General features: G+C 73.2%; 18 protein-coding genes. 6 read left to right on the top strand and 12 right to left on the bottom strand.

Features of this window, described 5'->3' with window-relative positions:
* Nucleotides 1-61 precede the first annotated feature (61 nt).
* From IEY69_RS15215 to IEY69_RS21980, 11 genes are all read right to left on the bottom strand, one after another.
* Nucleotides 62-472, bottom strand: coding sequence for a response regulator (locus IEY69_RS15215; RefSeq protein ID WP_189073992.1), 411 nt, complete (start codon nt 470-472; stop codon nt 62-64).
* The gene (locus IEY69_RS15210) at nt 469-771 is read right to left on the bottom strand and encodes an STAS domain-containing protein (protein WP_189073991.1); all 303 of its coding nucleotides are present in this window, start codon (nt 769-771) and stop codon (nt 469-471) included. The genes IEY69_RS15215 and IEY69_RS15210 overlap by 4 nt, the downstream gene beginning before the upstream one ends.
* Nucleotides 772-789: 18 nt before the next feature.
* Entirely contained in the window at nt 790-2,343 is a 1,554-nt protein-coding gene (locus IEY69_RS15205; protein WP_189073990.1) for an ATP-binding SpoIIE family protein phosphatase, read from the bottom strand.
* A gap of 6 nt (nt 2,344-2,349) precedes the next feature.
* Nucleotides 2,350-2,661 (bottom strand): STAS domain-containing protein, encoded by a 312-nt coding sequence (locus IEY69_RS15200; protein WP_189073989.1) that lies wholly within the window; start codon nt 2,659-2,661, stop codon nt 2,350-2,352.
* Nucleotides 2,658-4,610, bottom strand: coding sequence for a glycosyltransferase (locus IEY69_RS15195; RefSeq protein WP_189073988.1), 1,953 nt, complete (start codon nt 4,608-4,610; stop codon nt 2,658-2,660). The genes IEY69_RS15200 and IEY69_RS15195 overlap by 4 nt, the downstream gene beginning before the upstream one ends.
* Entirely contained in the window at nt 4,591-5,349 is a 759-nt protein-coding gene (locus tag IEY69_RS15190; protein ID WP_189073987.1) for a hypothetical protein, read from the bottom strand. The genes IEY69_RS15195 and IEY69_RS15190 overlap by 20 nt, the downstream gene beginning before the upstream one ends.
* Before the next feature lie 544 nt (nt 5,350-5,893).
* A complete protein-coding gene (locus IEY69_RS15185; protein WP_189073986.1) occupies nt 5,894-7,486 on the bottom strand; it encodes a GGDEF domain-containing protein in 1,593 nt (530 codons plus the stop codon).
* Nucleotides 7,483-9,441, bottom strand: a complete 1,959-nt coding sequence (locus tag IEY69_RS15180; protein ID WP_189073985.1) for an HD domain-containing phosphohydrolase — start codon at nt 9,439-9,441, stop codon at nt 7,483-7,485. Before IEY69_RS15180 ends, IEY69_RS15185 begins: the two co-directional genes overlap by 4 nt.
* A 336-nt stretch (nt 9,442-9,777) precedes the next feature.
* The gene (locus IEY69_RS15175; RefSeq protein ID WP_189074032.1) at nt 9,778-10,536 is read right to left on the bottom strand and encodes an ABC transporter permease; all 759 of its coding nucleotides are present in this window, start codon (nt 10,534-10,536) and stop codon (nt 9,778-9,780) included.
* 29 nt (nt 10,537-10,565) lie between these two features.
* Complete coding sequence (gene modA / locus IEY69_RS15170; protein ID WP_189073984.1) at nt 10,566-11,315, bottom strand: molybdate ABC transporter substrate-binding protein; 750 nt, start codon at nt 11,313-11,315, stop codon at nt 10,566-10,568.
* Nucleotides 11,312-12,409 carry an XRE family transcriptional regulator gene (locus IEY69_RS21980; RefSeq protein ID WP_189073983.1) on the bottom strand — a complete coding sequence of 366 codons (1,098 nt, stop codon included), beginning with the start codon at nt 12,407-12,409 and terminating at the stop codon, nt 11,312-11,314. The genes modA and IEY69_RS21980 overlap by 4 nt, the downstream gene beginning before the upstream one ends.
* A 94-nt stretch (nt 12,410-12,503) precedes the next feature.
* On the opposite strand from IEY69_RS21980, the gene IEY69_RS15160 reads away from it, so the two are divergent.
* On the top strand, nt 12,504-13,991 hold the full coding sequence (locus tag IEY69_RS15160; RefSeq protein ID WP_189073982.1) for a diguanylate cyclase domain-containing protein: 1,488 nt from the start codon (nt 12,504-12,506) through the stop codon (nt 13,989-13,991).
* 105 nt (nt 13,992-14,096) lie between these two features.
* Here IEY69_RS15160 and IEY69_RS15155 read toward each other — a convergent pair whose 3' ends face one another.
* Nucleotides 14,097-15,299 carry a trans-sulfuration enzyme family protein gene (locus tag IEY69_RS15155; RefSeq protein ID WP_189073981.1) on the bottom strand — a complete coding sequence of 401 codons (1,203 nt, stop codon included), beginning with the start codon at nt 15,297-15,299 and terminating at the stop codon, nt 14,097-14,099.
* A gap of 110 nt (nt 15,300-15,409) precedes the next feature.
* Between IEY69_RS15155 and IEY69_RS15150 the strand changes: the two genes are divergently transcribed.
* From IEY69_RS15150 to cydB, 5 genes are all read left to right on the top strand, one after another.
* Nucleotides 15,410-16,774, top strand: a complete 1,365-nt coding sequence (locus IEY69_RS15150; RefSeq protein ID WP_229784013.1) for an MATE family efflux transporter — start codon at nt 15,410-15,412, stop codon at nt 16,772-16,774.
* Between the two features lie 207 nt (nt 16,775-16,981).
* The gene (locus IEY69_RS15145; protein WP_229784011.1) at nt 16,982-18,631 is read left to right on the top strand and encodes an ABC transporter ATP-binding protein/permease; all 1,650 of its coding nucleotides are present in this window, start codon (nt 16,982-16,984) and stop codon (nt 18,629-18,631) included.
* The gene (locus IEY69_RS15140) at nt 18,628-20,262 is read left to right on the top strand and encodes an amino acid ABC transporter ATP-binding/permease protein (RefSeq protein WP_229784009.1); all 1,635 of its coding nucleotides are present in this window, start codon (nt 18,628-18,630) and stop codon (nt 20,260-20,262) included. Before IEY69_RS15145 ends, IEY69_RS15140 begins: the two co-directional genes overlap by 4 nt.
* Nucleotides 20,259-21,674 (top strand): cytochrome ubiquinol oxidase subunit I, encoded by a 1,416-nt coding sequence (locus IEY69_RS15135; protein WP_189073979.1) that lies wholly within the window; start codon nt 20,259-20,261, stop codon nt 21,672-21,674. Before IEY69_RS15140 ends, IEY69_RS15135 begins: the two co-directional genes overlap by 4 nt.
* Nucleotides 21,671-22,705 (top strand): cytochrome d ubiquinol oxidase subunit II, encoded by a 1,035-nt coding sequence (gene cydB, locus IEY69_RS15130; protein WP_189073978.1) that lies wholly within the window; start codon nt 21,671-21,673, stop codon nt 22,703-22,705. The genes IEY69_RS15135 and cydB overlap by 4 nt, the downstream gene beginning before the upstream one ends.
* The last annotated feature ends 47 nt before the right edge of the window (nt 22,706-22,752 follow it).

The following is a 22,752-nucleotide window of genomic DNA, read 5'->3' as shown; positions in this document are numbered from 1 at the left end:
CGCACAGCGGGCTGCCGCCAGCGCGGCCGGGCCGGCCAGGCACCCGCCCAGCGGCGTCCGCTCAGCCGCTCATCCCCGCGGCGAACACCGCGTCCAGCAGCTCGTAGCGGCTGAAGGGCTTGAACAGCACGGCGTGCGCGCCCAGGCTCAGGGCGTGCTCGCGCAGCACCTCCTCCCCGCTGCCCGTCAGCACGATCACCGGCGGCGCGTCCGGCCGGCCGGCGAGGTCACGCAGCAGGTCCAGCCCGGACCGGCCCGGCAGCATCAGGTCCGTGATGATCACGTCCACCGGACCGCGCTCCAGTTCCTCCAGGGCCGCCTCGACCGAATCGACCTCCACCGGCTTGTGCCCCCCCTGATTCAGGATGTGCCTCACCAGCAGCCGCATGCCCGGCGCGTCCTCCACCACCAGGATGTGCTTGGCCTGCACGTGGCCGAACAGCGTGACGTTCGCCGGCAGGTGACGCGTCACCGGGGCTCCTCCAGGCCGAACACGCGGCCCAGCATGGTCAGCGACATCAGTTCCTGCACGGCCGGACTGGCCCGCGTGACCCGCAGGCTGCGGCCCTCCCGGCGGCGGTCCTTGAGCGCACTGACCAGGGCCGCCAGGGCGCTGCTGTCCATGAACGGCACGTCCGCCAGATCGACCCGCAGGTCCCCGGGCGCCGCGGCCAGCGCGGTAAGCGCCGCACGCAGCTCCTGGGCGTTCTGGGCGTCCAGGCGCCCGCTGAGGGTCAATTCAGGTCCGTTTACGAGGTGCGTCAGGGGCATGGATGGTCCTTTCTCACGTTAGGGGGGAGGCGCAGGGAGGGTCGGCGCGCGCAGGCGCAGCGTCTGCCGGTTGAGATGCTGTTTGCGCACATAATGCCATTCCCGCGCGCAGCGCTGAACGATCAGCAGGCCGTACCCGTGTTCACGCAGCTCACCGCCGGCCCCCAGCGTCTGCTGCCGCGGATCGAACGGCTGCCCGTCGTCGGACAGCGTCACGAGAATGTCGTCGCCGGACGTGTGGGCCCGCAGCGTCACCTCGCGCGCCCCGCCGTGCCTCACGGCATTCACGAACAACTCCGTGACGGCCAGCTCGGCCGGCATCAGCGCCGGATGATCCGGCGGTACCGCTTCCCGCAGCGCCTCGCTGAGCGTCGCCAGCGCCTGCAGGTCCCCCGGCAGGTGCCGCTGCACGCCGCGGCCCCCCGGGTCATGCTGCAGCACCAGCAGCGTCAGGTCGTCCGACACGGCGTAGTCCCGCAGGCCCGACACCGCCTGCCGGATGAAGGACGTGGGCGCCACCGCCGACGCCAGCTGACGCGTGCGGTCCAGGCCGAACGGCACCCCGGCCGCGTCCTCCGCCTCGAACAGCCCGTCGCTGTACACCAGCAGCGCGTCCCCCGGATGCAGCCACACCCGCTCGACCTCCACGTGCAGCAGCGGAAACGTGCCCAGCGGCGGCGCCGACGCCCGCGTTTCCTCCAGGCTGCCGTCCGCCCGGCGCAGCAGCACCGGCGGGTGGCCGACGTTCATCACCCGCAGCTGCCCGTCCGGGCGGACCTGCATGGCCGCCAGCGTGCAGAACGCCCCCGACCGCTCCAGGTGATCGTGCAGCGCCTCGCCCAGCGTGGCGTTCATGGACGTGGACCGCGCCGCGACCGTGAACGCCGACGCGAACATCGCCGTGATGATCGCCGCCGGCAGCCCCTTGCCGCTCACGTCACCCGCCACCAGCCACTCGGCCTCCTGAAACTGGAAGTCCCCGCCGAAATCACTGGCGGGCTGCGAGTGCAGCAGCAGGTGGTACCCGGGCGGGGTGCGCAGCGCCTCGGGCGTCACGGCCCGCCACACCTCCCGCGCCTGCCGCCGGTCGCGTTCCTGCATGGCGTACCGGGCCGCCTCGCGCCGCTGCACCATGGCCCGCAGCGCCGCGTCCAGCAGCTGCGCCAGCGTGTGGATCAGCTCCCGTTCCCCCGCCAGGAAATCCCGCTTGCCCCACAGGGCCAGCCAGCCGTCCTGCAGCGGCACCGCCAGCACCGACGTCAGGCGCCACGCCCCGGTGAACGGCGCGCCGGTGTGCACCGACCCGGCCGGTAGCACCGCCGCGTGGGCGGGCGGCCGCAGGTCCCGCAGCCACCCCGGCGTGTCCCCCAGCCACGCGCCCCGCACGTTCAGCGCCGCGCCGGGCGTGTTGATCAGCGCCGCCGCCTGCTGCACCAGCTCGGTCGCCTGCGACTCGTCGGTCAGGGCCAGCGCCTGAGGAATCAGGCGCTGCAGGAACACCAGCTGATCACTCAGGTCCGCGACCTGATCCAGCAGTTCCGTCAGGGCGTCCGGCGTCTCGGCGAGACTCACGGCCGCCTACCGGATCGGCAGCACGCTGTACAGGCCCGTGATCTCCATGGCCAGCCGCACGCCATCCTGTACGTTCACGATGACCAGCTCCCGGCCGTCACTGCGCGCGGCGCGCACCAGGCGCACCAGCGCCGCCAGTCCGCTGGAATCCATGAAGGTCACGCCGGCCAGATCGAGGGTGGTGTGCGCCGCCAGCGGCTCGGCCGCCGCCAGGAACGCCGGCACCTGATGGGCGTCCAGGCGGCCACTGAGCAGCAGGTCGCGCTGCGGCGCGTCACGGCGCACCTGAATGTCGAGGGTGGTGGGGGGTCGGGTCATGCCTGGGCCTCCTGCGGGCGGGACGTGTAGGTGGGCGCGGCGCCCGTGAGCTCTTCAAGGTGAAGCAGGTACCAGTCGGCCACATCCGACAGCGGCAGACTGGACGCCACGCGCCAGTTCGCCTCGCCCAGCGCCGCCGCCTGCCGCGGATCACTCAGGACCCGCCACAACGCCTCCGCCAACGACTCGGGATCCTCGGGCTCGAAGAACTCCGCGCGGTACCCCTCGTCCTGGATCAGGTCGGCCAGGTCGCCGATGTTCGGCATGACCGCGCCGCGCCCGAACTCCCCGGCCTGATGCAGCACGCCGCTGCTGCCGGTCGTGGCGCTGTACGGAAAGGCCACCACCGTACTGTCACTGAACACGCGCGGCACGTCCTCCTCGGCCACGTACCCCGTGAACGAGATGTTCGGCACGTCCGCGAACTGCGCCTGCACGCCCGCCAGGTACCCCGGCGCGTTCGGCGTGTCGCTCCCGGCGATCACCAGCCGCGTGCGCGGGTCACGCGTGAGCAGGCGGCGGTGCGCCTGGATCAGCACCTCGACCCGCTTGTACGTCCCGAACTTCCCGAACGTCATCACGGTCGGCACCTCCGGAAACGGCTGCGGCGGCAGCGGCAGCTGGAACGTCCCGTGCGGCGCCAGGAACACGTTCTTCGCGCCGTACTCCTCCCGCAGCAGCTTCACGTAGCGCGGCAGCGTCGTGGCCACCAGGTTCGACGCCAGCAGCGCCTGCGTGAACAGCCGCCCGAACGCCCGCGTGACCTGCACCTTCAGCGGATTGCCGCCGAACCCCGCGCGCTCCAGGTCCACCGTCTCGAACAGGTTGTGCAGCAGCGTGACGCTCGGCGTCCCCAGCGCTCGCGCCAGCATCGGCGTGAGCAGACCCAGCGCGGCCGGCACGCGGCGGTCCCCGAAGCTGGCCATCTGCAGGTTGAAGATCACCGCGTCCGGCCGCGCGCGCCGCAACGCCAGCAGCAGACGCAGCGGCGACAGCGGATCATTGAACGCCCACACGCGCCGAACGTTCGGCGCGTCCCCGGCCGCCTGCCCGGCGGGCAGCTGATCGGCCAGGATCGTCATGTGCCCCACTTCGGGCTTGTCGGCCAGCACGCGCGACAGGTGCAGGCCGTATTCGTTCAGGCTGCGCCGCCCCGGCGGGTAGGCCGTGACGACCGCCAGATGCATGCCCTCCCGCGGCGGGTGACCGCTGCCGTGCAGGCGGCGCAGCATCAGCACGTCCTTCAGGAACTTCACCGAGTCCCGCACCGGATCCACCTTGCTGTCCGGGGCGTCCACCCAGCGGACCGGGACCTCCACGACCCGCAGGCCGTCCCGCGCCGCGAGGTACAGCAGTTCCAGATCGAACGAGAAGCCGTCCATCACGCCGCGCCGGAACAGGTCGCGCGCCACCTCGCCCCGGAACAGCTTGAAGCCACACTGGGTGTCCTCGGCGGTCACGCCGGTCAGCAGCCGCGTCACGCGCCGCAACCCCCCGGACACGATCCGGCGCACGGTGCTCTTCCCGACCTCCTCGGCGCCCTCGGCCGCGCGCGACCCGATCGCGACGTGCGCGCCCGCACGGACCGCCGCGATCAGGCGCGGCAGCTCCTCGATCGGCGTGCTGTTGTCCGCGTCCGCGAACAGGATCAGGTCGCCGCGCGCGGCCCGCACGCCCCGGCGCACCGCGCCGCCCTTGCCGGTGTTCGCGTGCCGCAGCACCCGCAGGTTCGCCCAGGGCAGACCCGCGACCAGATCGGCCGTGCCGTCCCGGCTGCCGTCGTCACTGACGATCAGTTCCCAGGATTCGCCCATGGCGCTGACCGCCACCGCGAACGCCGCCAGGGTCGGCAGGATCCGTTCAGACTCGTTGTAGGCGGGAACGACGATGCTCAGGCTCACACGGGCGAGCGGTACGTCTCGCCACTGCTCAAACGCGGGATACGACACGGGTAGACCTCCAGGGGTGAGGGATGAGGGAGGACGCGGCGCTCAGGAGCAGGGTACCTTTTCCCAGGGCCGCGATCAGCATCAGATGAAGAGGCAGGTGACCGAACAGCGCCGCGGCCAGCAGCATCGCCGCCCCGGACCACAGGTAGGCGCGCGCCACGAACCACTGCGCGCCCACCCCGCCCGACGCCAGCAGGTGATTGAGCCCCGTGCCGGCCACCGTCAGCAGCAGCGTTCCCACCGCCGCGCCGGGCAGCAGCGCGGCCGCGCCGGGCAGCGCCGAGCCGAACGCCACGCGCGCGCACCACTCCGGCGCCAGCGCCAGCAGCGCCGCCGGAATCCCGCTGATCAGTACGGTCGCGCCCAGCGCGCCCAGCAGCAGGGGCCGCAGCGGCTCGCCCGCCGCCGCCCGTCGCGCCACCAGCGGGAACGCCGCGACCTGCACCGCCCACCCCGCGAAGAACACCACGCGGGCCAGGGTCGCCGCCGCCGCGAATGCCCCGGTCTGATCGGGCGTGAGCAGGGCGCCGGCCAGCAGTACGTCCCCGTACAGCAGCCCGCTCTGCGCGGCCGCCACCAGTGCCAGCAGCCGCTTGCCTTCCGGCGCGTCCGCAGGCGCCGAGTCCGCCGCCCGGACCGGCCGGACGACCGGCAGCGCCAGCAGCATGCCCAGCAGCGTGGCCGCCACCGCCGCCGCCGCGCCGGGCAGCGCCGCCAGCAGCGGCAGGGTCAGGGCCATCTTCAGGCCGTGCTCGACCAGCAGACTCAGGCCGAACGCGGCGGCGCGGCCGTCCCGCTGCGCCGCGCCACGCGCCCAGCAGCGCCAGGAGCGGGACGGTCAGGGCGAAGGCCACCAGCCACGCCGGTTCCAGCCCCAGCGGCCGCGCCGCCACCGGCGCGAGCAGCAGCAGGGCGCCGCCCAGCAGACCACCCGCCCGCAGGGCCGGCGCAGTATTGGCGCCGCGCGCCCGGCGAGACGTGGCCTGCTGAAACGCGATCGGCAGCGCGGCAGACAGCATGAACAGCGATGTGAACGACGCGAACGCCCCGTACTGCGCGCCGTCCAGCCAGCGGCCCAGCAGCAGCGTGTACCCGTAATTCAGGGCGCTGCTGAGCAGGATGGCCGCGACCGTCATCAGCCCCTGCGTGGATTCCCGGCGTTCGTTCACGCGGTCATGCTGCGCCGCCGGACATTACGCCGCGCTTTCAGGCGCGCCGGTCCGGAAAAAAGGCGCCTGGGCACGCGCAGAACATCAGACCTTAATCTTCCGGGGGCGACCGGGTCAGTCCACGCTGTGGGTCGGAAGGCCCGCCACCCGCACCGTATTGCGCCCCGCCGCCTTCGCGGCGTACATGGCGTCATCCGCCTGCCGCAGCACCTGCTCCTGATTCAGGCCCGCCTCGATCATCGCCACGCCGATACTGGCGGTCACGCGCAGCCCCGGCGCGACATCCGACCAGTCGATCTCGGTGATCAGCTGCCCCACCCGCTGGCACGCGCGCCGCGCCTCCGGCAGCTGCAGGCCCTCCAGCAGCAGCAGGAACTCCTCGCCGCCGTACCGGGCCAGCTGATCGACCTCCCGGATCGCGCGCGTCACGGTCCCCGCCACCCGCCGCAGCACCTCGTCCCCCACCGCGTGCCCGAACCGGTCGTTGACGCTCTTGAAATGATCGATGTCCAGCAGCGCCACCGCCCCGGACCGTCCACGCCGCGCCGCGGCACACAGGTGATCCAGCCGCCGCTTCGCCCCGGCCCGGTTGGGAATCCCGGTCAGCGGATCGCGCAGCGCCGCCTCCGCGAACGCCACCGCCCGCACCTCAGCCTCGATGGCCTGCCGCTCGATCACGCGCAGGCGCGCACTCTGCTGCATGAACGCCCGGTAGATCCGGTCCGCCTGGGTCGACAGGGCCTGCTGCACCTCGAACGCCGCCTGCCACTGCCCCTGCGCGGCGTGCGCCTGCGCCAGCAGCTGCTGCGCGGCCAGCGCCCGGCTGGGGTGCTCATCCCCGAACAGCTGCGCGGCGCGCCCGGCGTCCTCGCGCACCTGCGGCCAGCGTCCGGTCTGCGCCCACAGCGCCGCGCGGCCCAGCCGCGCCCGTCCCACCTGGGCTGGAACGTTCCAGTCGGTGGCCAGCTGAACCCACTCGTCCGCCAGCGCCTGCGCCTGCGCGACGTCACCCACGAACCGGGCGTACACCAGCAGCGCCTCGAGCACATCCGGCTGCCAGCGGGTGTTGGCCAGGCGGCCCTCGCCCCGACGCAACCGCTGCAGCGCCGCCTGCGACTCCGTCAGCTGCGCCTGCACCTCGTCCCGCCGCGCCTCCAGCTGCTGCTGCAGTTCCCCCTCGTCGACCCCGACGCCCAGCAGCGCGCTCGCCGCACCCCGCGTGAAGTTGATGTGGAACACCTGATCCAGGCCCAGCCGCAACGCGTCGAAATGCAGGGCCGACGCGTACGGAGAGCGCAGCAGCGTCAGCAGCCGCAGCGTGCTGCTCGCAAAATGCGCCCGCTCCATGTCGTAGTGCGCGGCGTTGACGTTCACGACCGCCACGCCGCGCGCGTCACGGGCGCTGCGCGCCAGACCCTCGGCCTCCCGGAAGTGGGTCGCGGCCCCCACGTCGTCATGCACGTCCCCCATGACCAGCGCGATCGTCACGTGCGCCCGCGCCTGCAGCGACAGGTCCGTCGTGCTCCTCGCCGCCTCCAGGCAGGCCAGCGCGTGCGTCATCGCCAGGGCCGGATCCCCCAGGTCCATCGCCAGGTACGCCGCGTCCCGCAGGTGCCCGGCCCGCTCCGTAGGGCTGGCCGCCTCGTCCGCCGACCGCCGCAGGTCTTCGAGTTCCTCACGCAGCGTCTGCAGGTTGACGCGGTTCACGCGGACTCCTGCACGCCCTGCTCGCCCAGCAGCGCCGTGAACGCCCGGACGACCACCGGATCGAACTGCCGCCCCGCCTGCTCCTGCAGGTGCGCCAGCGCCCGCTCGGCCGTCCACGCCCGGCGGTACGGCCGGTCGCTGCGCAGCGCGTCCCAGACGTCGACCACACTGAAAATCCGCGCGGCCAGCGGAATCTGCTCGCCGCGCAGGCCACGCGGGTAGCCGCCTCCGTTCCAGTGCTCGTGATGCGCGTACGGGATGTCTAGCGCCGCGTGCAGGAACGCCACCGGCCGCAGCACGTCGAACGCCATCTGCGGGTGCAGCTGCATGACCCGCCACTCGTCCTCAGTCAGCGCGCCCGGCTTGTGCAGGATCGCGTCCGGGATGCCCACCTTCCCGATGTCGTGCAGCAGCGCGCCGCGCCAGATATGCACCAGGTCCTCCTCCGGAACCCCCAGCCGGCGGGCCAGGGCCACCGTCAGGTCCGTCACGCGCTGACAGTGCCCCTCGGTCTCCCGGTCCCGCAGGTCCAGCGCCCGGGCCCAGCCGGCCAGCGTCTCGTCGTACGCGGCCTGCAGCTCGTCCCGGCTGGCCCGCAGATCATCCAGCAGGCTCACGTTCGCCAGCACCGACCCCGCCTGCGCCGCCACGGTCTCCAGCGCCTGGATATCCCCACGGTCGAACGCGTCGGGGCGCGGGCTCTCCACGTTCAGCACGCCCCACAGCTGCCCGCTGACCCACACCGGCACGATCACCTCACTGCGCACCTCGGCGTGCCGCGCCACGTACCGCGGATCGGTCAGCACGTCCGGCACGTATAGCGTCTGCCGGGCCTGCACGCACGCGCCGATCAACCCCGCGCCGGGCGGCAGCCGCGTCAGGGGCGCGGCCCGCACGTCACCCTCGCGCGCCACGGCCTCCACGCTGCCGTCGGCCAGCACGCGGCCCACCTGCACGTGCGGGTACCCCAGCCGCCCCTGGATCAGGTCCACGAGCCGCTCGGCCACCCCGTCGGAGGTGCGGCCCAGCTGCAGCTGCCGGACCGTGTCGTGCATCAGCGTCAGGTCCTGCACGCGCCGCTCCAGGTGCCGCTGCGTGGCGATGGACGCCGTCACGTCCCGCATGTGAATCACCATACCGCGCACGTGCTCCTCGTGCAGCAGGTTCCGGGCGTTCGCCTCCAGCCACACCAGCTGCCCGTTCGCATGCCGGATCCGGAACGTGAGGTTCACCGCGCCGCCCGGCACGCCCCGCAACTGCTGAAGCGCGGCCGTGACGCGCGGCACGTCCGCGCGGTACACGGCGCCGTCGTAGGTCCGCCCGACCAGCATGTCCGGCGGGTACCCGATCAGTTCGTCGGACGCCGCGCTCTGGTACGTGATCACGCCGCTGGCATCCACGATGCTGAGCAGGTCCCCACCCTGATCGGTGATGGTGCGCAGCATCGCCTCGCGCGCCGACAGGTCCCGCTGCGACTGCAGGCGCGCCAGCAGGGTGCCCCACAGCGCGCCGACCGTGCCCAGCACCTCCAGGTCCGACAGGTCCGGGCGGGCCTCCGCGAACAACAGGTTCACCGTCCCGATGAGCTGCGGGCCGCTGTACAGCCCGAAATTCACCAGGTGCCGCGCGCCCAGCCGCGCGTAGTTGCGTTCCTCCGGGCCGGACCAGTGCGGCGCCGGAACGGGCGTGCTGATCCACGCGCCCGCCTGCAGCAGCGCCTCCCAGCCGGGCTCCATGATCTGAAGGTCGTGCACGTGCAGCAGCGGATGCGTCCCGACATGACTGTGCAGCCGGTACGTCACCTGTGATTCCCGCAGGTGCAGCATGCTCAGCGTCGCGCCGAGCTGCTCGGCCAGGAACGCCAGGCCCTCACGGCACAGGCTGTCCGGCTCCTGCCGGGCCAGCAGAAACCGCGTGGTGTTCAGCAGAAGGTCATGCGCGAAGGAGTCGGCCATGCCACGTCCATCCTAGCCTGTCCGGTCCGCCGGACTCTGTTCACTTTCACTTGTGAACACCAGCGGGATGCAGCTCGGAGGCGGCTCACCCGGCACCTGGGGGTCCGCAGACGTCCGCCGGTCCGGGCAGAGCTGAACACCGCTGGTGTTTCCCAGGGGCACATTCACAGCGGTGTCCAGCTCCAGTGAAGGGCCAACAGCACGCCCTTCAACTCCACTTCCACCCGCTGATGGCGGCGGGTTCTCGCGCTGCTCGTTTCAGGGAGACTGAGGGGTTATCTCAGTCTTCCTGAACACCGCGGTCAGGACCTCTGCATTCTGCAGTCAGTCCCGCTGTCAGGGCGGTGCGCGGCGCGCGGCCAGCACGCGGACCGTCAGCAGAACCGTGAAGGCCACCACCACCATCACCGCCGACAGCACCAGCGCCGGCCCCAGATCACTGTCCAGCGCGCTGTAGATCGCCAGCGTCACTGTTCTCGTCTGCCCCTGAAGCGACCCGGCGAACAGGATCGTCGCGCCGAACTCCCCCAGTGCCCGCGCCCAGGTCAGCACCAGACCCTCGAGCAGGAACGGGAAGGCCAGCGGCCACGTCACGAACCGGAACGCCCCCCACCGGCCGGCCCCGTCGGTCAGGGCCGCCGCCTCCGCGTCGCGGTCCACCGCCGCGAACCCCGCCTTCGCCGCCCGCAGGTAGAACGGCGCCGCCGTGAACAGCTGCGCGAGCACCACCGCCGCCGGCGAGAAGGCCAGCTGAACGCCCGCGAGTTCCAGGCCCGGCCCCAGCAGGCCGCCCCGCCCGAAGGTCAGCAGCAGCCCCAGACCCGCCACGACCGGCGGCAGCACCACCGGCAGGTCCAGCAGCGCGTCCAGCAGGGCGCGGCCCGGAAACGCTCGCCGCGCCAGCAGGTACGCCAGCGGCGTTCCGGTCAGGACCGTCAGCAGCACGGTCACGCCGGTCGTCCACAGGCTCACGCGCAGCGCGTCGGTCACGGCCGGACTGCGCAGCGTCGTCAGGAAGTCCGCGTTCAGCCCGCGCGTGAGCAGCACCAGCGTGGGCAGCAGCAGAAACGCCGCGAACAGGCCCCCCAGCGCCATCCCGGCCCAGGGCACGCGCCCCGCCGACCTCACGGGCGCAGGAACCCCCAGCGGCGCAGGATCGCCTGACCCGCCTCACTCTTCACGAACGCCACGAACGCCTGCGCCGCGTCCGCGTTCGCGCTGCCCCGCACCACCCCGACCGGGTACGCGGCCGTCTGGTTGAACCTCGTGGGCAGCGGCACCACCCGCACCGTCCGCTTCAGGGCGGGCGTCACGTCACTGGCGTACACCACGGCCGCGTCGGCCTCGCCCAGGCTGACCTTCAGCGCCACCTGCCGCACGTTGCCCTCCTCGCTGACCACGTTGCGCCGCGCCCGCGCCGCGAAGTCCGCGCCGTACGTGCCGGACCGCTCGACCGCCGCGAACATCCGGCGGGTGTAGTCACCCACCGGGACGTTCGGCGCAGCCACCACCAGCCGCACGCCGGGCGCGGTCAGGTCGCGCAGGGTCCGCACCTTCGCGCTGCCGGCCGGCGCGATCAGCGTCAGGCGGTTGCGGGCGAACACCTCGCGCCCCACCACGACCCGGCCCAGCAGCGGCGTGAACTGCGCGTCGTTGGCGCTGGCGAACACGTCGGCCCGCGCGCCGCCCTCCAGCTGCGTGCGCAGCACCTGCGACCCCGCGAACTGAAAGGTCGTGCGGTGCCCGGTCCGCGCGTCGAACGCCCGCCCCACCTCGGTGAAGGCGTCGGTCAGGGAGGACGCCGCGAACACGGTCAGTGAGGCCGCGCCCGCCGGCGAGACGAGCAGGCACAGCAGCAGAGCAGTGAATTTCATGACACCTCCAGTCGGGTCAGGGACAGGTCCGGCGGCACGTACCCGCCCACGCTGCGCAGATCATCCAGGAAGGCGGCGCTGCGGGCCGCAGACAGCAGCGCCTGCACCCCCGGATGACCCAGGTGGCGCTCCGGGACCGCCAGATCGAACGCGTCCAGGTGCAGCGGCACGAACGTCAGGCCGTGCGCCCGCGCCGCCGAACTCGGTCCAGGCGCGGCGTCCGCCTCGCCACGCGCCACGAGCGCCGCGGCGGCCAGCGGCGAGTCCGCCAGCAGGGACCGCGCGTGCCGCGCTGCCCGCTCCCGCCCGCTCAGCCCGGCCACCTGAAACCACCGGTCGAGCAGCGCCCGCCCTCCCGCCCCGGCCGCGCGCGTCACCAGCCGCAGGTCCCGCCGGGCGAGATCCGGAGCGCCCCGCACCCCGAGCGGATTGCCCGGCGCCAGCATCAGACCCTGCTGCACCTGCCACGCGCGCACCAGCGCCGCGCCCGGCAGCGTCCGCGCGATCACCTGACGGTGCGCGTCCCCGCCGCCCAGGTGAAGGCCCGCCACGTGCACCTCGCCCCGCGCCGCCGCGGCCAGCGCGCCGAGACTGTCGTGCGGCACCCACGCCGCGCGCCCCTCCGCACCCAGGCGGCCGCACAGCAGCCCCAGGGCCGGGTCGCAGCCGGCCACCAGCGCCGTGCGCTCCAGATCCCCTGGCGGCGCGAGCAGATCCACCGTGACCCGCCCCGGCCCGGCCGCGGCGCGCACCACCCCGTCGGCCGGCTGGTGCAGTCCGGCCTCCCCGCCCAGGGGCACGGCCCGCACCTCCGCCCCCAGGCGCGCCAGGCGGACCCGCGTGCCCGGCGGGGCGTCCAGCGGCACGGTCAGCTGCGGCTGACCCAGCTCGAACAGCTGCTCGACCGCGCAGTGCAGCGCGCGGGCCAGGCGCAGCGCGACCAGCGTGCTGGGCACCGCGCCACCCGATTCGATGCGGCCCAGCGCCTGCCGGGAGACACCCACCTCGGCCGCGAGGCTCGCCGCCGTGCGTCCGGCGGCCTCCCGGCGCTCACGCAGCGAGCAGCGCAGGAGACCGGACGCGGGCTGAGGCATGGCCCGAACGTAAAGCGCACGTGACCTCATGTCAAGCTGACGTTCATGGGGGTCCGGGTGTGCAACGGTCCGGGCAGCGGCTACAGTGAACGCCATGAGTGGCGCGCCCATCCCCACCAGCGAGGCCCAGCGCCTGATGGCGCTGGCCTACTACGGCATCCTGGATACCCCCCGGGAACCGCAGTTCGACCGGATCGTGCGGCTGGCCGCCCACCTGCTGCGCATGCCGGTCGCCACCATCAACTTCGTCGATCAGGCCCGCCAGTGGAGCAAGGCCAGCGTCGGCCTGAACCAGACGACCGCCGACCGCCGCGACTCCTTCTGCGCCTGGACGATCCTGCACGACCAGCCCACCGTCATCGAGGACGCCCGGCACGACCCCCGTTTCGTGAACAACCCCATGGTGACCGGCGACCCGCACGTGCAGATGTACGCCGGCGCGCCCCTGATCATGCCCAGCGGCCAGCGGATCGGCACGCTGTGCGTCACCGACGACCAGCCCCACCCGCTGAGCCCCGAGGACCTGCAGGCGCTCCAGGACCTGGCGGCCATCGTCGTGAACGAACTGGAACTCCGCGCCTACCAGCAGCGCCTGAACCTGTCGCTCGACGCCCAGCGCGAACACAGCGTGGAACTGCAGCGCAGCCTGGAACAGGCGCAGGCCCTGAGCAGCGTGCATCAGCTGTTCGACCTGGACCTGGAACCGCGCGACACGCTGCTGGCCGTCACGTCCGTGCTTGCCGAGGCGCTGGAGGCCGATCAGGCCGGACTGTGCCGCACCCAGGGCGACGAGATCGAACTGAACGTCAGTCACGTCCGGTCCACGCTGCCCAGCGGTCAACAGGTCGTGCCGTCCGGATCCCACGAGGTCATCACCGCGCTGGGCCTGCACCTCACCGACACCCCCCTGTACATCGACGACCTGAAAACCTACGCCACGCAGCGCGGGGTGCTCATGGGCGACGAGGTGACGCAACTGGCCGTCATTCCCGCCGGACGCGAACCGGACAGCGTCACGCAGCTGCTCTTCACGCGCTTCGTGGGGCACCCGGTGCCAACCTGGCGCGCCGCGGACCGCAGCCTGCTGGAGGCCACCGGCCGCGCCGCGCAGCAGATGATCGACCACCGGCAGGCCCGCGCCTGGGCGCGCCGGGACGCCCTGACCGGCGTGCTGAACCGCCGCGCGTTCGACGCGGACTTCGCCGCCCTGACCGAGGTGCCGTTCACGCTGGCGCTGCTGGACCTCGACGGCCTCAAGCGCCTCAACGACACCCAGGGGCACGCGCAGGGGGACAAGCTGCTGCGGATCTTCGCGGCGGCCCTGGCGGCCGAACTCGACCGCAGCGGCGAGGTCTACCGCTACGGCGGGGACGAATTCGTGGTGATCGCCGACCCGACCAGCGACGACCACTTCCTGGAGCACGTGGACGCGGCGGTGCTGGCCGCGCGGCAGCTCAGCCCGCTCGTGGGCGTCAGCGTGGGCGTGGCCCAGAGCGGCGAGACCGACCGCGGGGCGCTGCTCGCCCTGGCCGACACCCGCATGTACGACAGCAAACGCCGCCGGTCGGCCCGGCGCCCCTGAGCGCGGCCAGAGGCGCCGGACCGGAGCGGCCGGCAGGTGGGCCCCGGCCACGGCGCACGCCCGGGTACCCCGGCTGGTTCACCCGGCGCCCCCCGCCCGTCCGGGTCAGGACGGCTGCAACTGCTCGGCCCCGACGTGCGCCAGAGCCTCCAGGACGTCGCGGACGAGATCCTGGGGATCCTCGATCCCCACGCTCAGACGGACCAGTCCGGGCGTCACGCCCTGCCGGCGCAGCGCCTCGTCGCCCAGCAGGTGATGCGTGGTGCTGCCCGGATGGCACGAGAGGCTCTCGACGTCCCCCAGACTGACCGCCTGCGTGAACAGCGTCAGGTGATTCAGGAACGTGAACGCCGCGGCCTGCGTGCCCAGGTCCACGCTGATCAGGCCGCCGAAGCCGCTCATCTGACGCGCGGCCACCGCGTGCCCCGGGTGGCTGCTCAGGCCCGGGTAGTGCAGGGCCCGCAGGGCCGGGTGGCCTGTCAGGGCCTGCGCGAGGGTCTGCGCGCCCTCGCAGTGCGCCTGCATGCGCAGCGGCAGGGTCTTCATGCCCCGCAGGAACAGGTACGCCTCGAACGGCCCCAGCGACGCCCCGACGTGCCGGAGACCCACGCCCCGCAGCTCCGCCAGGAGATCCTCCGGGCCGGCCACCACGCCCCCGATCGCGTCCCCGTGGCCGCCCAGGTACTTGGTGGCGCTGTGCATGACCAGGTCGATGCCGTGCTCGGCGGGGCGGGTCAGGGCCGGGGTGCTGAAGGTGTTGTCCGCGACGCTCAGCGCGCCGCACGCCCGCGCCGCGCGGGCCACGCGGGCCAGGTCCACGACGCCCAGCGCCGGGTTGGTGGGGGTCTCCACCCAGATCAGCCGGGTGCGCGGGCCGCTGAGCGACTCCACGGCCGCCTCGTCCGCCGCCTCGTGGACGGTCACGCCGAACCGGGCGGCGACCTCGTGCAGGAAGCCGGTGGTGCCCCCGTACAGCGGCGCGACGAAGATCAGTTCATCCCCGGGGCGCAGCAGGGTCAGGCACACGGCGGACACGGCGCCCATGCCGCTCGCGAACGCCACGGCGTCGGACAGGCCCTCCAGGCTGGCGACCTTCTGTTCGAAGGCCCGCACGGTCGGGTTGGTCAGGCGCGAGTAGAAGTACCCCTGTTCCTCGCCGGCGAACAGGCGCGCGCCGCGTTCGGCGCTGCCGTACCCGAAGGTGGAGGTGGCGTAGATCGGCGTGGCGTGGGCACCGGTGGCCGGATCGAGGCCGTGCCCGGCATGAACGGCGCGCGTGCGGAACGCCCGGTCTGGATTGTGGGTCATGCCGCATGCTACTCCCGGAACTAACGCACGTTCGTTCGGATGGCGGCGCGCCGCGCCCCCGTCCGGCGCAGCCGATCAGCCGCAGGAAACCGGGCCGCTATCCTGACGCGGTGAACGCCCCCCACCTGCCCGACCTGCGCACGGAAACCGGGCAGCTGCTGCGGCTCGCGGCGCCCGTCATCGTCTCGCAGTTCAGCCTCAACGCCCTGGCCCTGATCAGCACCGCCGTCATCGGCCGCCTCGGCGAAGCCCAGCTGGCCGCCGTCGCCTACGGCAACGCCACGTACTACCTGGGATTCATCGTCCTGATCGGCGTGATGCTCGCCGTCAGCCCCCGCGTGGCCGCCGCGCACGGAGCCGGCGACCCGCCCGCCGTCGCCCGCGCGCTCCAGGCGGGCCTGCTCCTGGCGCTGCTGCTGGCCGCCACCTTCCTGCCCCTGGCGTTCCTCGCCGCGCACCTGATCGCGCGCTTTGCCCCCAGCGGCATCCAGGGCGACCTGGCCGGTGACTACCTGCGGCTGTACGCGCTGGGCATGCCCGCCACGCTGGCCTTCAGCGCCCTGCGCGGCGCCCTGGAAGGCACCGGTCAACCCCGCCCGGTAACCGCCGTAGCGCTGGGCGCCGTGGCCCTGGCCGGTCTCCTGAGCCCGGCCCTCAGTTACGGCTGGGGACCCCTGCCGGCCCTGGGACTGCGCGGCGCCGCGCTGGCCACCGTCGCCGCCTCCTGGAGCAGCGCGCTGGTCCTGCTGTGGGCCGCCCGCACGCGCCTCCCGGCCGACCGGGTGCCCAGAGCCGCCCTGCTCGGCGAACTGCGCGCCCTGGCCCGGCTGGGCTGGCCGATCGGCCTGACCCTCGGGGCCGAGGGAGGCCTGTTCACCGTGACGAGCCTGCTGATGGCCCGCTTCGGCCCGCAGGCGCTGGCGGCGCACAACGTCGCGCTGCAGGTCATCACGGCCGTGTTCATGGTGCCGCTGGGCCTGGCGACCGCCACCGGGATCCGCGTGGCGCAGCACGCCGGGGCGGGGCAGCTGCGCCTGGCGCGCCGCGCGGGCCTGCTGGGCATGGCGCTGGCCACGCTGGTGATGTTGCTGGTCAGCCTGTCGTACGTGTTCGCGCCCCGCTGGGTGATCGGGGTGTTCGTGGACGTGCGCGACCCGGCCAATGCGGCGCTGGTGGGCGGCGCGGCGGCCCTGCTGCTGATCGCGACCCTGTTCCAGGCGTTCGACGGGGTGCAGGTCACCGCGAACGCGGCGCTGCGCGGCCTGCAGGACACGCGCTGGCCGCTGCTGATCTCGCTGATGGCGTACTGGGTGCTGGGCCTGGGCAGCGGCGTGCTGCTGGCCTTCGGCCTGGACCTGGGCCCGCGCGGCCTGTGGTTCGGTCTGACGGCCGGCCTGTGCTTCGCGGGCCTGACGCTGCTGGCGCGGTTCCTGCGGCGCACCCGCGCCGCGCAGACCCCGCAGCCCACCCGCTGAGGCGCTGACGGCAGCACCCGCAGGGGTGGCAGAGCGGAGTCCTGGGGCGTGCGGTCGGCCCCGGAGGACCGCTGAACACCGCGGCAAGGGCGGGGCAGCGGTCCCGCCAGACCCGGGACAGGGGAGACGCCGGGCCACAGCCGACCTTGTGAAATTCAGGACGTGCGCCCCTCGCGTTCCCCCACACCCGAGGCGCAGGCTGGGCGCATGGTGTCCATCACCCCCCGGATGACCCGCCCCCGCCCGCCGGACCCGGCGCGGCGCGCCCTGAGTGCCCCGCCCGGCCTGGGGCGCCCCCTCGCCCTGAGCGCCGCGCTGAGCCTGCTGGGCGCGCTGGGGACGGCGCTGGCTTTCGTGCTGGCCGCGCGGATCATCGCCGGGGTGCTCACGCCGCCCGCCCGACTGCCGGATATCGGCGAGGTGCTGGGCGCCGCGCTCGGCCTGGGCGTGCGGGCCCTGACGGGCGCGGCGCGCGAGGCGCTGTCGGCACGTCTGGCCACCCACGCGACCGCGTGGCAGCGGGATCGCCTCACGGCGCGGCTGCTGGCCCTGGGCCCGGTGGCGCTGGCGGGACGGCGCGCGGCGGACCTCGTCACGCTGAGCAGCGACCTGGGGCCGCGCCTCGCGCCGTACTACGCGCGCTTCCTGCCGGGCCGGGCGCACGCCGCGATCTGCGCGCTGGTCGCGCTGGGCGTCACCGCGTTGCTGGACCCGGCGACCGCCGCGCTGCTCGTCGTGACCGGACCGCTGACCGTGGTGTTCCTGTACCTCGTGGGGCTCGCCACGCACGCGGCCACGCAGGCGCAGTGGACGCGGCACACCCGGCTCGCGGGGCGGCTGCTGACCCTGACGCGGCACCTGCCGACCCTGCACGCCTTCGGGGCGGTGCCCACCTACCGGGACGTGCTCGTCCGCTCGGCGGGCGCGCACCGCGAGGCGACGCTGCGGGTGCTGCGCGTGGCGTTCCTGTCGGGCTTCGTGATGGAGTTCGCCGCGACCCTCGCCACCGCGCTGGTGGCCGTGTGGATCGGCGTGCGCCTCTTCGGTGGCGAGGCGACCTTGGCCCCCACGCTGGCGGCGCTGATGCTCGTCCCGGAGTTCTTCGGGCCGCTGCGGCAGCTCGGCGCGGACCGTCACGCAGCGCTGGACGCCGAACCGCTGGCGCGCGATCTGGCGGCCCTGGACGCAGTGCCCGGCGGGCCCGACGGGACGCGGGGCGCACCGCCCGACGCCCCTGAACTGACCTTCCGGGGCGCGCGGGCCGACCTGCCGGGCGTGACCGCCACCCTGACCGGCACGGTCGCCAGCGGCGAGCACGTCGCCCTGCGCGGCCCGAGCGGCGTCGGCAAGAGCGCTCTGCTGCACGCACTGGGAAAATACGTGGCCCATACCGGGCAGGTGAGCGTGGGCGGCGTCCCGCTGGATGACCTGAACGCGGACCGCTGGGCGCGCCGGGTGGCCCTGGTGCCGCAGGCCCCACGCCTGCTGGCGGCCAGCGTGCGCGACAACCTGCGCCTCGCCGCGCCCGACGCGGACGACGGGACGCTGTGGACCGCGCTGCGCGAGGTGGGACTGGACGGCGTGATCGCCGCGCTGCCCGGCACGCTGGACGCCCCGCTGGGCGAGGGCGGCACGCGCCTGTCCGGCGGGGAGACGGCCCGGCTGGCCCTGGCCCGCGCACTGCTGTCCGGCGCGGACCTGCTGCTCCTCGACGAGGTCACCGCCCACCTGGACGGGGACACCGCGCGCGACCTGCACGCGCTGATCGGCCGGGCCGCGCGCGGGCGGACCGCGCTGCTCGTCACGCACCGCGACCCCCCACCCGGCTGGCGCACCCTGACCCTGGAGGCCCCATGACCCACCCCATGAACCGGGCCGGAGGCTGGCGGCCCTTCGTCCTCCCGGCGCTGCTGGGCGTCGCGGCCACCCTGGCGGGGGTCACGCTGGCGGGCGCGTCGGGACGCCTGATCGCCCGCGCGGCGCTGCGGCCCGAGGTGTTCCTGAGCCTGACGCTGCTCGTGACGCTGGTGCGCGGGCTGGGCGTGGGCCGCGCGGGCCTGCGCTACGCCGAACGCCTGACCGGGCACGCCGCCGCCCTGCGGGCCGGAGAGGCGGGGCGCGCGGCGCTGTTCGACCGCGTCTCGCGGTTCGGGCGGGACCTGCTAGCCCGCGAACGCAGTGGCGACCTGCTCGCCCGCAGCGGCGCGGACCTAGACGCGCGGCAGTTCGCGGCGCTGCGCGTGACCCTGCCGCTGCTGGGCTTCGCGGGCGGGGCGCTGCTGGCCGGTGGGTGGCTGCTGAGCCTGGACGCCCGGCTGGGCCTGAGCGTCCTGGGGCCGCTGCTGCTGGCGGCGGCGCTGCCCTGGCTGGCCCGCGTGCGGGCGGCGGAACTGGCCCGCGAGGAAGCGAGGGTGGCCCGTGAGCACGGCGCGGCGCTGCTGGACGCGCTGAGTGCCAGCGCGGACGGCGCGGCCCGGCTGTGGGCGCCCCGCCTGGACGCCCTGAACGGGCAGCTGCGCCGCGTGACACTGGCGCAGGGTCGCCTCCAGACCGGCCTGACGCTGGGCCGCGAGGCGCTGTTCGCCCTGTGCTTCACGCTGGTGCTCACGCGCGGCCTGACCCTGGTCGAGGTGGGCACTCTGGGCGGCGCGTGGCTGGCGGCGGTCGTGTTGCTGGCCGCCGCGAGTTTCGACGCGCTGATCCCGCTCGCGCTGGTGCCCGGCGCGCACGCGGCGGCCCGGGCGGCGCAGGAGCGGGACGAGGCGCTGGCGGCCGTGCAGCCCGCCGTGACCGACCCGGTGGCACCCTCTCCCCTGCCGCCCGGACCCCTGCCCCTGACCCTGGACGGAGTGGGGCTCACGCGCGGCGGGCGCGACCTGCTGCGCGGCGTCACCCTGCACCTCCCGCCGGGCGCGCGGGTGGCGGTCACTGGCCCCAGCGGCGCGGGCAAGAGCACCCTGCTGGGCCTGATCAGCCGCGACCTCGACCCCACCGCCGGTCGGGTGACGCTGGGCGGGACGGACCTGCGCGCCCTGGCGCTGGCGGACCTGCGCGCCCGCCTGAGCCTGCACGAGCAGGACGCGCCGCTGCTGGACGGCACCGTCGAGGAGAACCTGCGCCTGGGCGACCCGCACGCGCCCCCCGAGCGGCTGCGCGCCCTGCTGGACGACCTGGGCCTGGAAGACCTGCCGCTGGACACCTGGGTCGGCGAGGGCGGCACGCGCCTGTCCGGCGGGCAGCGCGCCCGCGTGAGTCTGGCCCGCGCGCTGCTGAAACGCTCGGACGTGCTGCTGCTGGACGAACCCACCGCGCACCTCGACCCGGACACCGAGGCCCGCGTGCTGCGCGTCCTGGGCCGCGAGTGCGCCGGGCGGACCCTGCTGCTCGTCACGCACCGGCCCGCACCGCTGATCCTGGCCGATCAGGTCTACCGGCTTCAGGACGGCCACCTCCACCCGCTGCCCGCCACCCGAAAGAAGGTCATATGAACGAGATCCTGGGCTTCTCCACGCTGGACCTGTCACGCTTCCAGTTCGCCACGACCAGCATCTTCCACTACTTCTTCGTGCCGTTCACCGTCGGCTTCGCGCTCATCATCGCCATCCTGCAGACGCTGGCGTACCGCAGCGGCGACCCGAAACTGGAGAACCTCACCCGCTTCTTCGGGCACCTCTTCTTCATCAACTTCGCGGTGGGCGTCGTGACCGGCATCGTGCAGGAATTCCAGTTCGGCATGAACTGGCAGGGCTTCTCGAACTTCGTCGGGAACATCTTCGGCATCCCGCTGGCGCTGGAAGTCCTGATGGCCTTCTTCCTGGAAAGCACCTTCCTGGGCCTGTGGTGGTTCGGCAAGGACCGCCTCCCCGCCTGGGCCAGCCTCGCGAGCATCTGGATCGTCGCCGCCGGGACGACCATCAGCGCGTTCTGGATCATCATCGCCAACGCCTGGATGCAGCACCCCGTCGGCTTCGAGATCAAGGACGGACGCGCCGTGATGACCGACGCGTGGGCGATCGTCACCAACCCCAAGGGCCTGGAGTGGTTCGCGCACATCTGGGCGGGCAGCCTGACCGTCGCGGCGTTCTTCGTGCTGGCCGTCAGCGCGTACCACCTGCGCCGCCGCGCGAACGTCGAGGCGTTCCGCGTCAGCTTCCGCGTGGCGCTGATCACCGCCCTGATCGGCTCGGGCGGCGTGATCCTCGCCGGGCACGAACAGGGCCAGAGCGCCGTGCGCGACCAGCCCATGAAGTACGCCGCGTTCAGCGCCCTGTGGGACACCCCCGAAGGCAACCAGATGCCCGAGAGCCTCGTGGCCCTGCCCAGCAACGCCGCGCGCGAGAACCGCTTCGAACTCAGCGTGCCATACGTCGGATCGTTCCTGGCGTTCAACAACTTCACCGAGAAAGCCAAAGGCATCAACGACCTGCAGAAGGAGTATGAAGCCAAGTACGGCCCCGGCAACTACACGCCGTGGGTGTGGCCGGTGTACTGGTCGTTCCGCGTGATGGTCGGCCTGGGCTTCCTGATGCTGCTCGTGACCCTCGTCTACGTGTGGCGCTGGCGGCAGGGCAAACTGGACGACCCGGGACGGCTGTACCCGCTGCTGCTGGCCATGCCGCTCGCCCCGCACCTGGCGAACTTCAGCGGGTGGATCGCCACCGAGATGGGCCGCCAGCCGTGGATCGTGCAGGGCCTCCTGCGCACCGGGGACGCCGTCAGTCAGCTCAACCCGCTGTGGGTGCTGCTGTCGCTCGCGGCGTTCTGGGTGGTGTACCTCACGCTGATCGGGCTGGACGTGTTCCTGCTGACCCGCACCGCCCGCGCCGGGATGCACGAACCGGACGTCGAGACGCCCTCGGTCCCCGCCCCTGACTACGTTCCCGAAGGAGCGCGCGCATGACCGACCTCCCCACCCTGTGGTTCATCCTGACCGCCGCCATCTTCGCGATCTACTTCTTCCTGGACGGCTTCGACTTCGGCGTGGGCGCCCTGCAGCCCTTCCTGGCCCGCAGCGAGGCCGAGCGGCGCGCCATGATCCGCACCGTCGGCCCCTTCTGGGCCGCGAACGAGGTCTGGGTGATCCTGGCCGCCGGGGTGATCTTCGCGGCGTTCCCCCACTGGTACGGCACGCTGATGACCGCCCTGTACCCCGAATTCGCGCTGATCCTGCTCGCACTGATCGGGCGCGGCGTGGCCTTCGAGTACCGCGCGGAGATCAACCACCGCCGCTGGCGGACCTTCTGGGACGTGACCAGCTTCGTCACGAACCTCCTGCCCGCCTTCCTGTGGGGCGCGATCATGGCGAACATGGTGCGCGGCCTGCCCATCGACGCCACAGGCCGCTTCGACGGCAGCCTGCTGTACTCCGTGAACACCTTCAGCGTCCTGGGGGGACTGGCCACCCTGAGCCTGTTCATCCTGCACGGCGCGACCTACCTGCTGCTGCGCCTCGACGACAACGACGTCCTGCACGGCCGCGCCCGCCGCGCCGCGCTGATCTGGGGCGCCGTCGCCTCCGCGCTGGTCCTCGCCTTCGTGTACCAGGGCTTCATCCGCACCGGCCTGTTCGGCACCTTCGGCTTCCAGGAATGGCTGTTCCCCCTGGCGGCCGCCGTGAACCTCGGCCTGATCTGGCTGGCCCTCACCCTCAAGCGCGACGCACTGGCGTTCGCCGCCACCGGTCTCACCATCGTCTTCTCCACCGCCACCATCTTCGGTAGCCTCTACCCGAACGTCCTGCCCAGCACCCTGGGCGACGCGTACAACCTCACCGTGCAGAACACCGCGTCCGAACCGTACACCCTGCGGCTCCTGACCTGGGTGGGCGCCGCGTTCCTGCCACTGATCATCGGGTACCAGGCATGGAACTTCTACGTGTTCCGCCAGCGCATCCGCGCGCACGACGAGAAGATCCCCGGCGGGCACGACTGATATGGACTCCGGTTGAAAGGTTTGCGAAAACTTTCAACCCGAGCGGA

Origin of the sequence: Deinococcus sedimenti (assembly GCF_014648135.1) — a bacterium.
Taxonomy (GTDB): domain Bacteria; phylum Deinococcota; class Deinococci; order Deinococcales; family Deinococcaceae; genus Deinococcus; species Deinococcus sedimenti.
This window is presented reverse-complemented; position numbering and strand designations above follow the sequence as displayed.

Bases quoted from the DNA above. Each gene is read 5' to 3' on its own strand.
- IEY69_RS15210 (WP_189073991.1), bottom strand. From the start codon at position 771: ATGCCCCTGACGCACCTCGTAAACGGACCTGAATTGACCCTCAGCGGG.
- IEY69_RS15140 (WP_229784009.1), top strand. From the start codon at position 18,628: ATGACCCACCCCATGAACCGGGCCGGAGGCTGGCGGCCCTTCGTCCTC.
- modA (WP_189073984.1), bottom strand. From the start codon at position 11,315: ATGAAATTCACTGCTCTGCTGCTGTGCCTGCTCGTCTCGCCGGCGGGC.
- cydB (WP_189073978.1), top strand. From the start codon at position 21,671: ATGACCGACCTCCCCACCCTGTGGTTCATCCTGACCGCCGCCATCTTC.
- IEY69_RS15175 (WP_189074032.1), bottom strand. From the start codon at position 10,536: ATGGCGCTGGGGGGCCTGTTCGCGGCGTTTCTGCTGCTGCCCACGCTG.
- IEY69_RS15160 (WP_189073982.1), top strand. From the start codon at position 12,504: ATGAGTGGCGCGCCCATCCCCACCAGCGAGGCCCAGCGCCTGATGGCG.
- IEY69_RS15200 (WP_189073989.1), bottom strand. From the start codon at position 2,661: ATGACCCGACCCCCCACCACCCTCGACATTCAGGTGCGCCGTGACGCG.
- IEY69_RS15145 (WP_229784011.1), top strand. From the start codon at position 16,982: ATGGTGTCCATCACCCCCCGGATGACCCGCCCCCGCCCGCCGGACCCG.
- IEY69_RS15190 (WP_189073987.1), bottom strand. From the start codon at position 5,349: ATGGCCCTGACCCTGCCGCTGCTGGCGGCGCTGCCCGGCGCGGCGGCG.
- IEY69_RS21980 (WP_189073983.1), bottom strand. From the start codon at position 12,409: ATGCCTCAGCCCGCGTCCGGTCTCCTGCGCTGCTCGCTGCGTGAGCGC.
- IEY69_RS15135 (WP_189073979.1), top strand. From the start codon at position 20,259: ATGAACGAGATCCTGGGCTTCTCCACGCTGGACCTGTCACGCTTCCAG.
- IEY69_RS15155 (WP_189073981.1), bottom strand. From the start codon at position 15,299: ATGACCCACAATCCAGACCGGGCGTTCCGCACGCGCGCCGTTCATGCC.
- IEY69_RS15180 (WP_189073985.1), bottom strand. From the start codon at position 9,441: ATGGCCGACTCCTTCGCGCATGACCTTCTGCTGAACACCACGCGGTTT.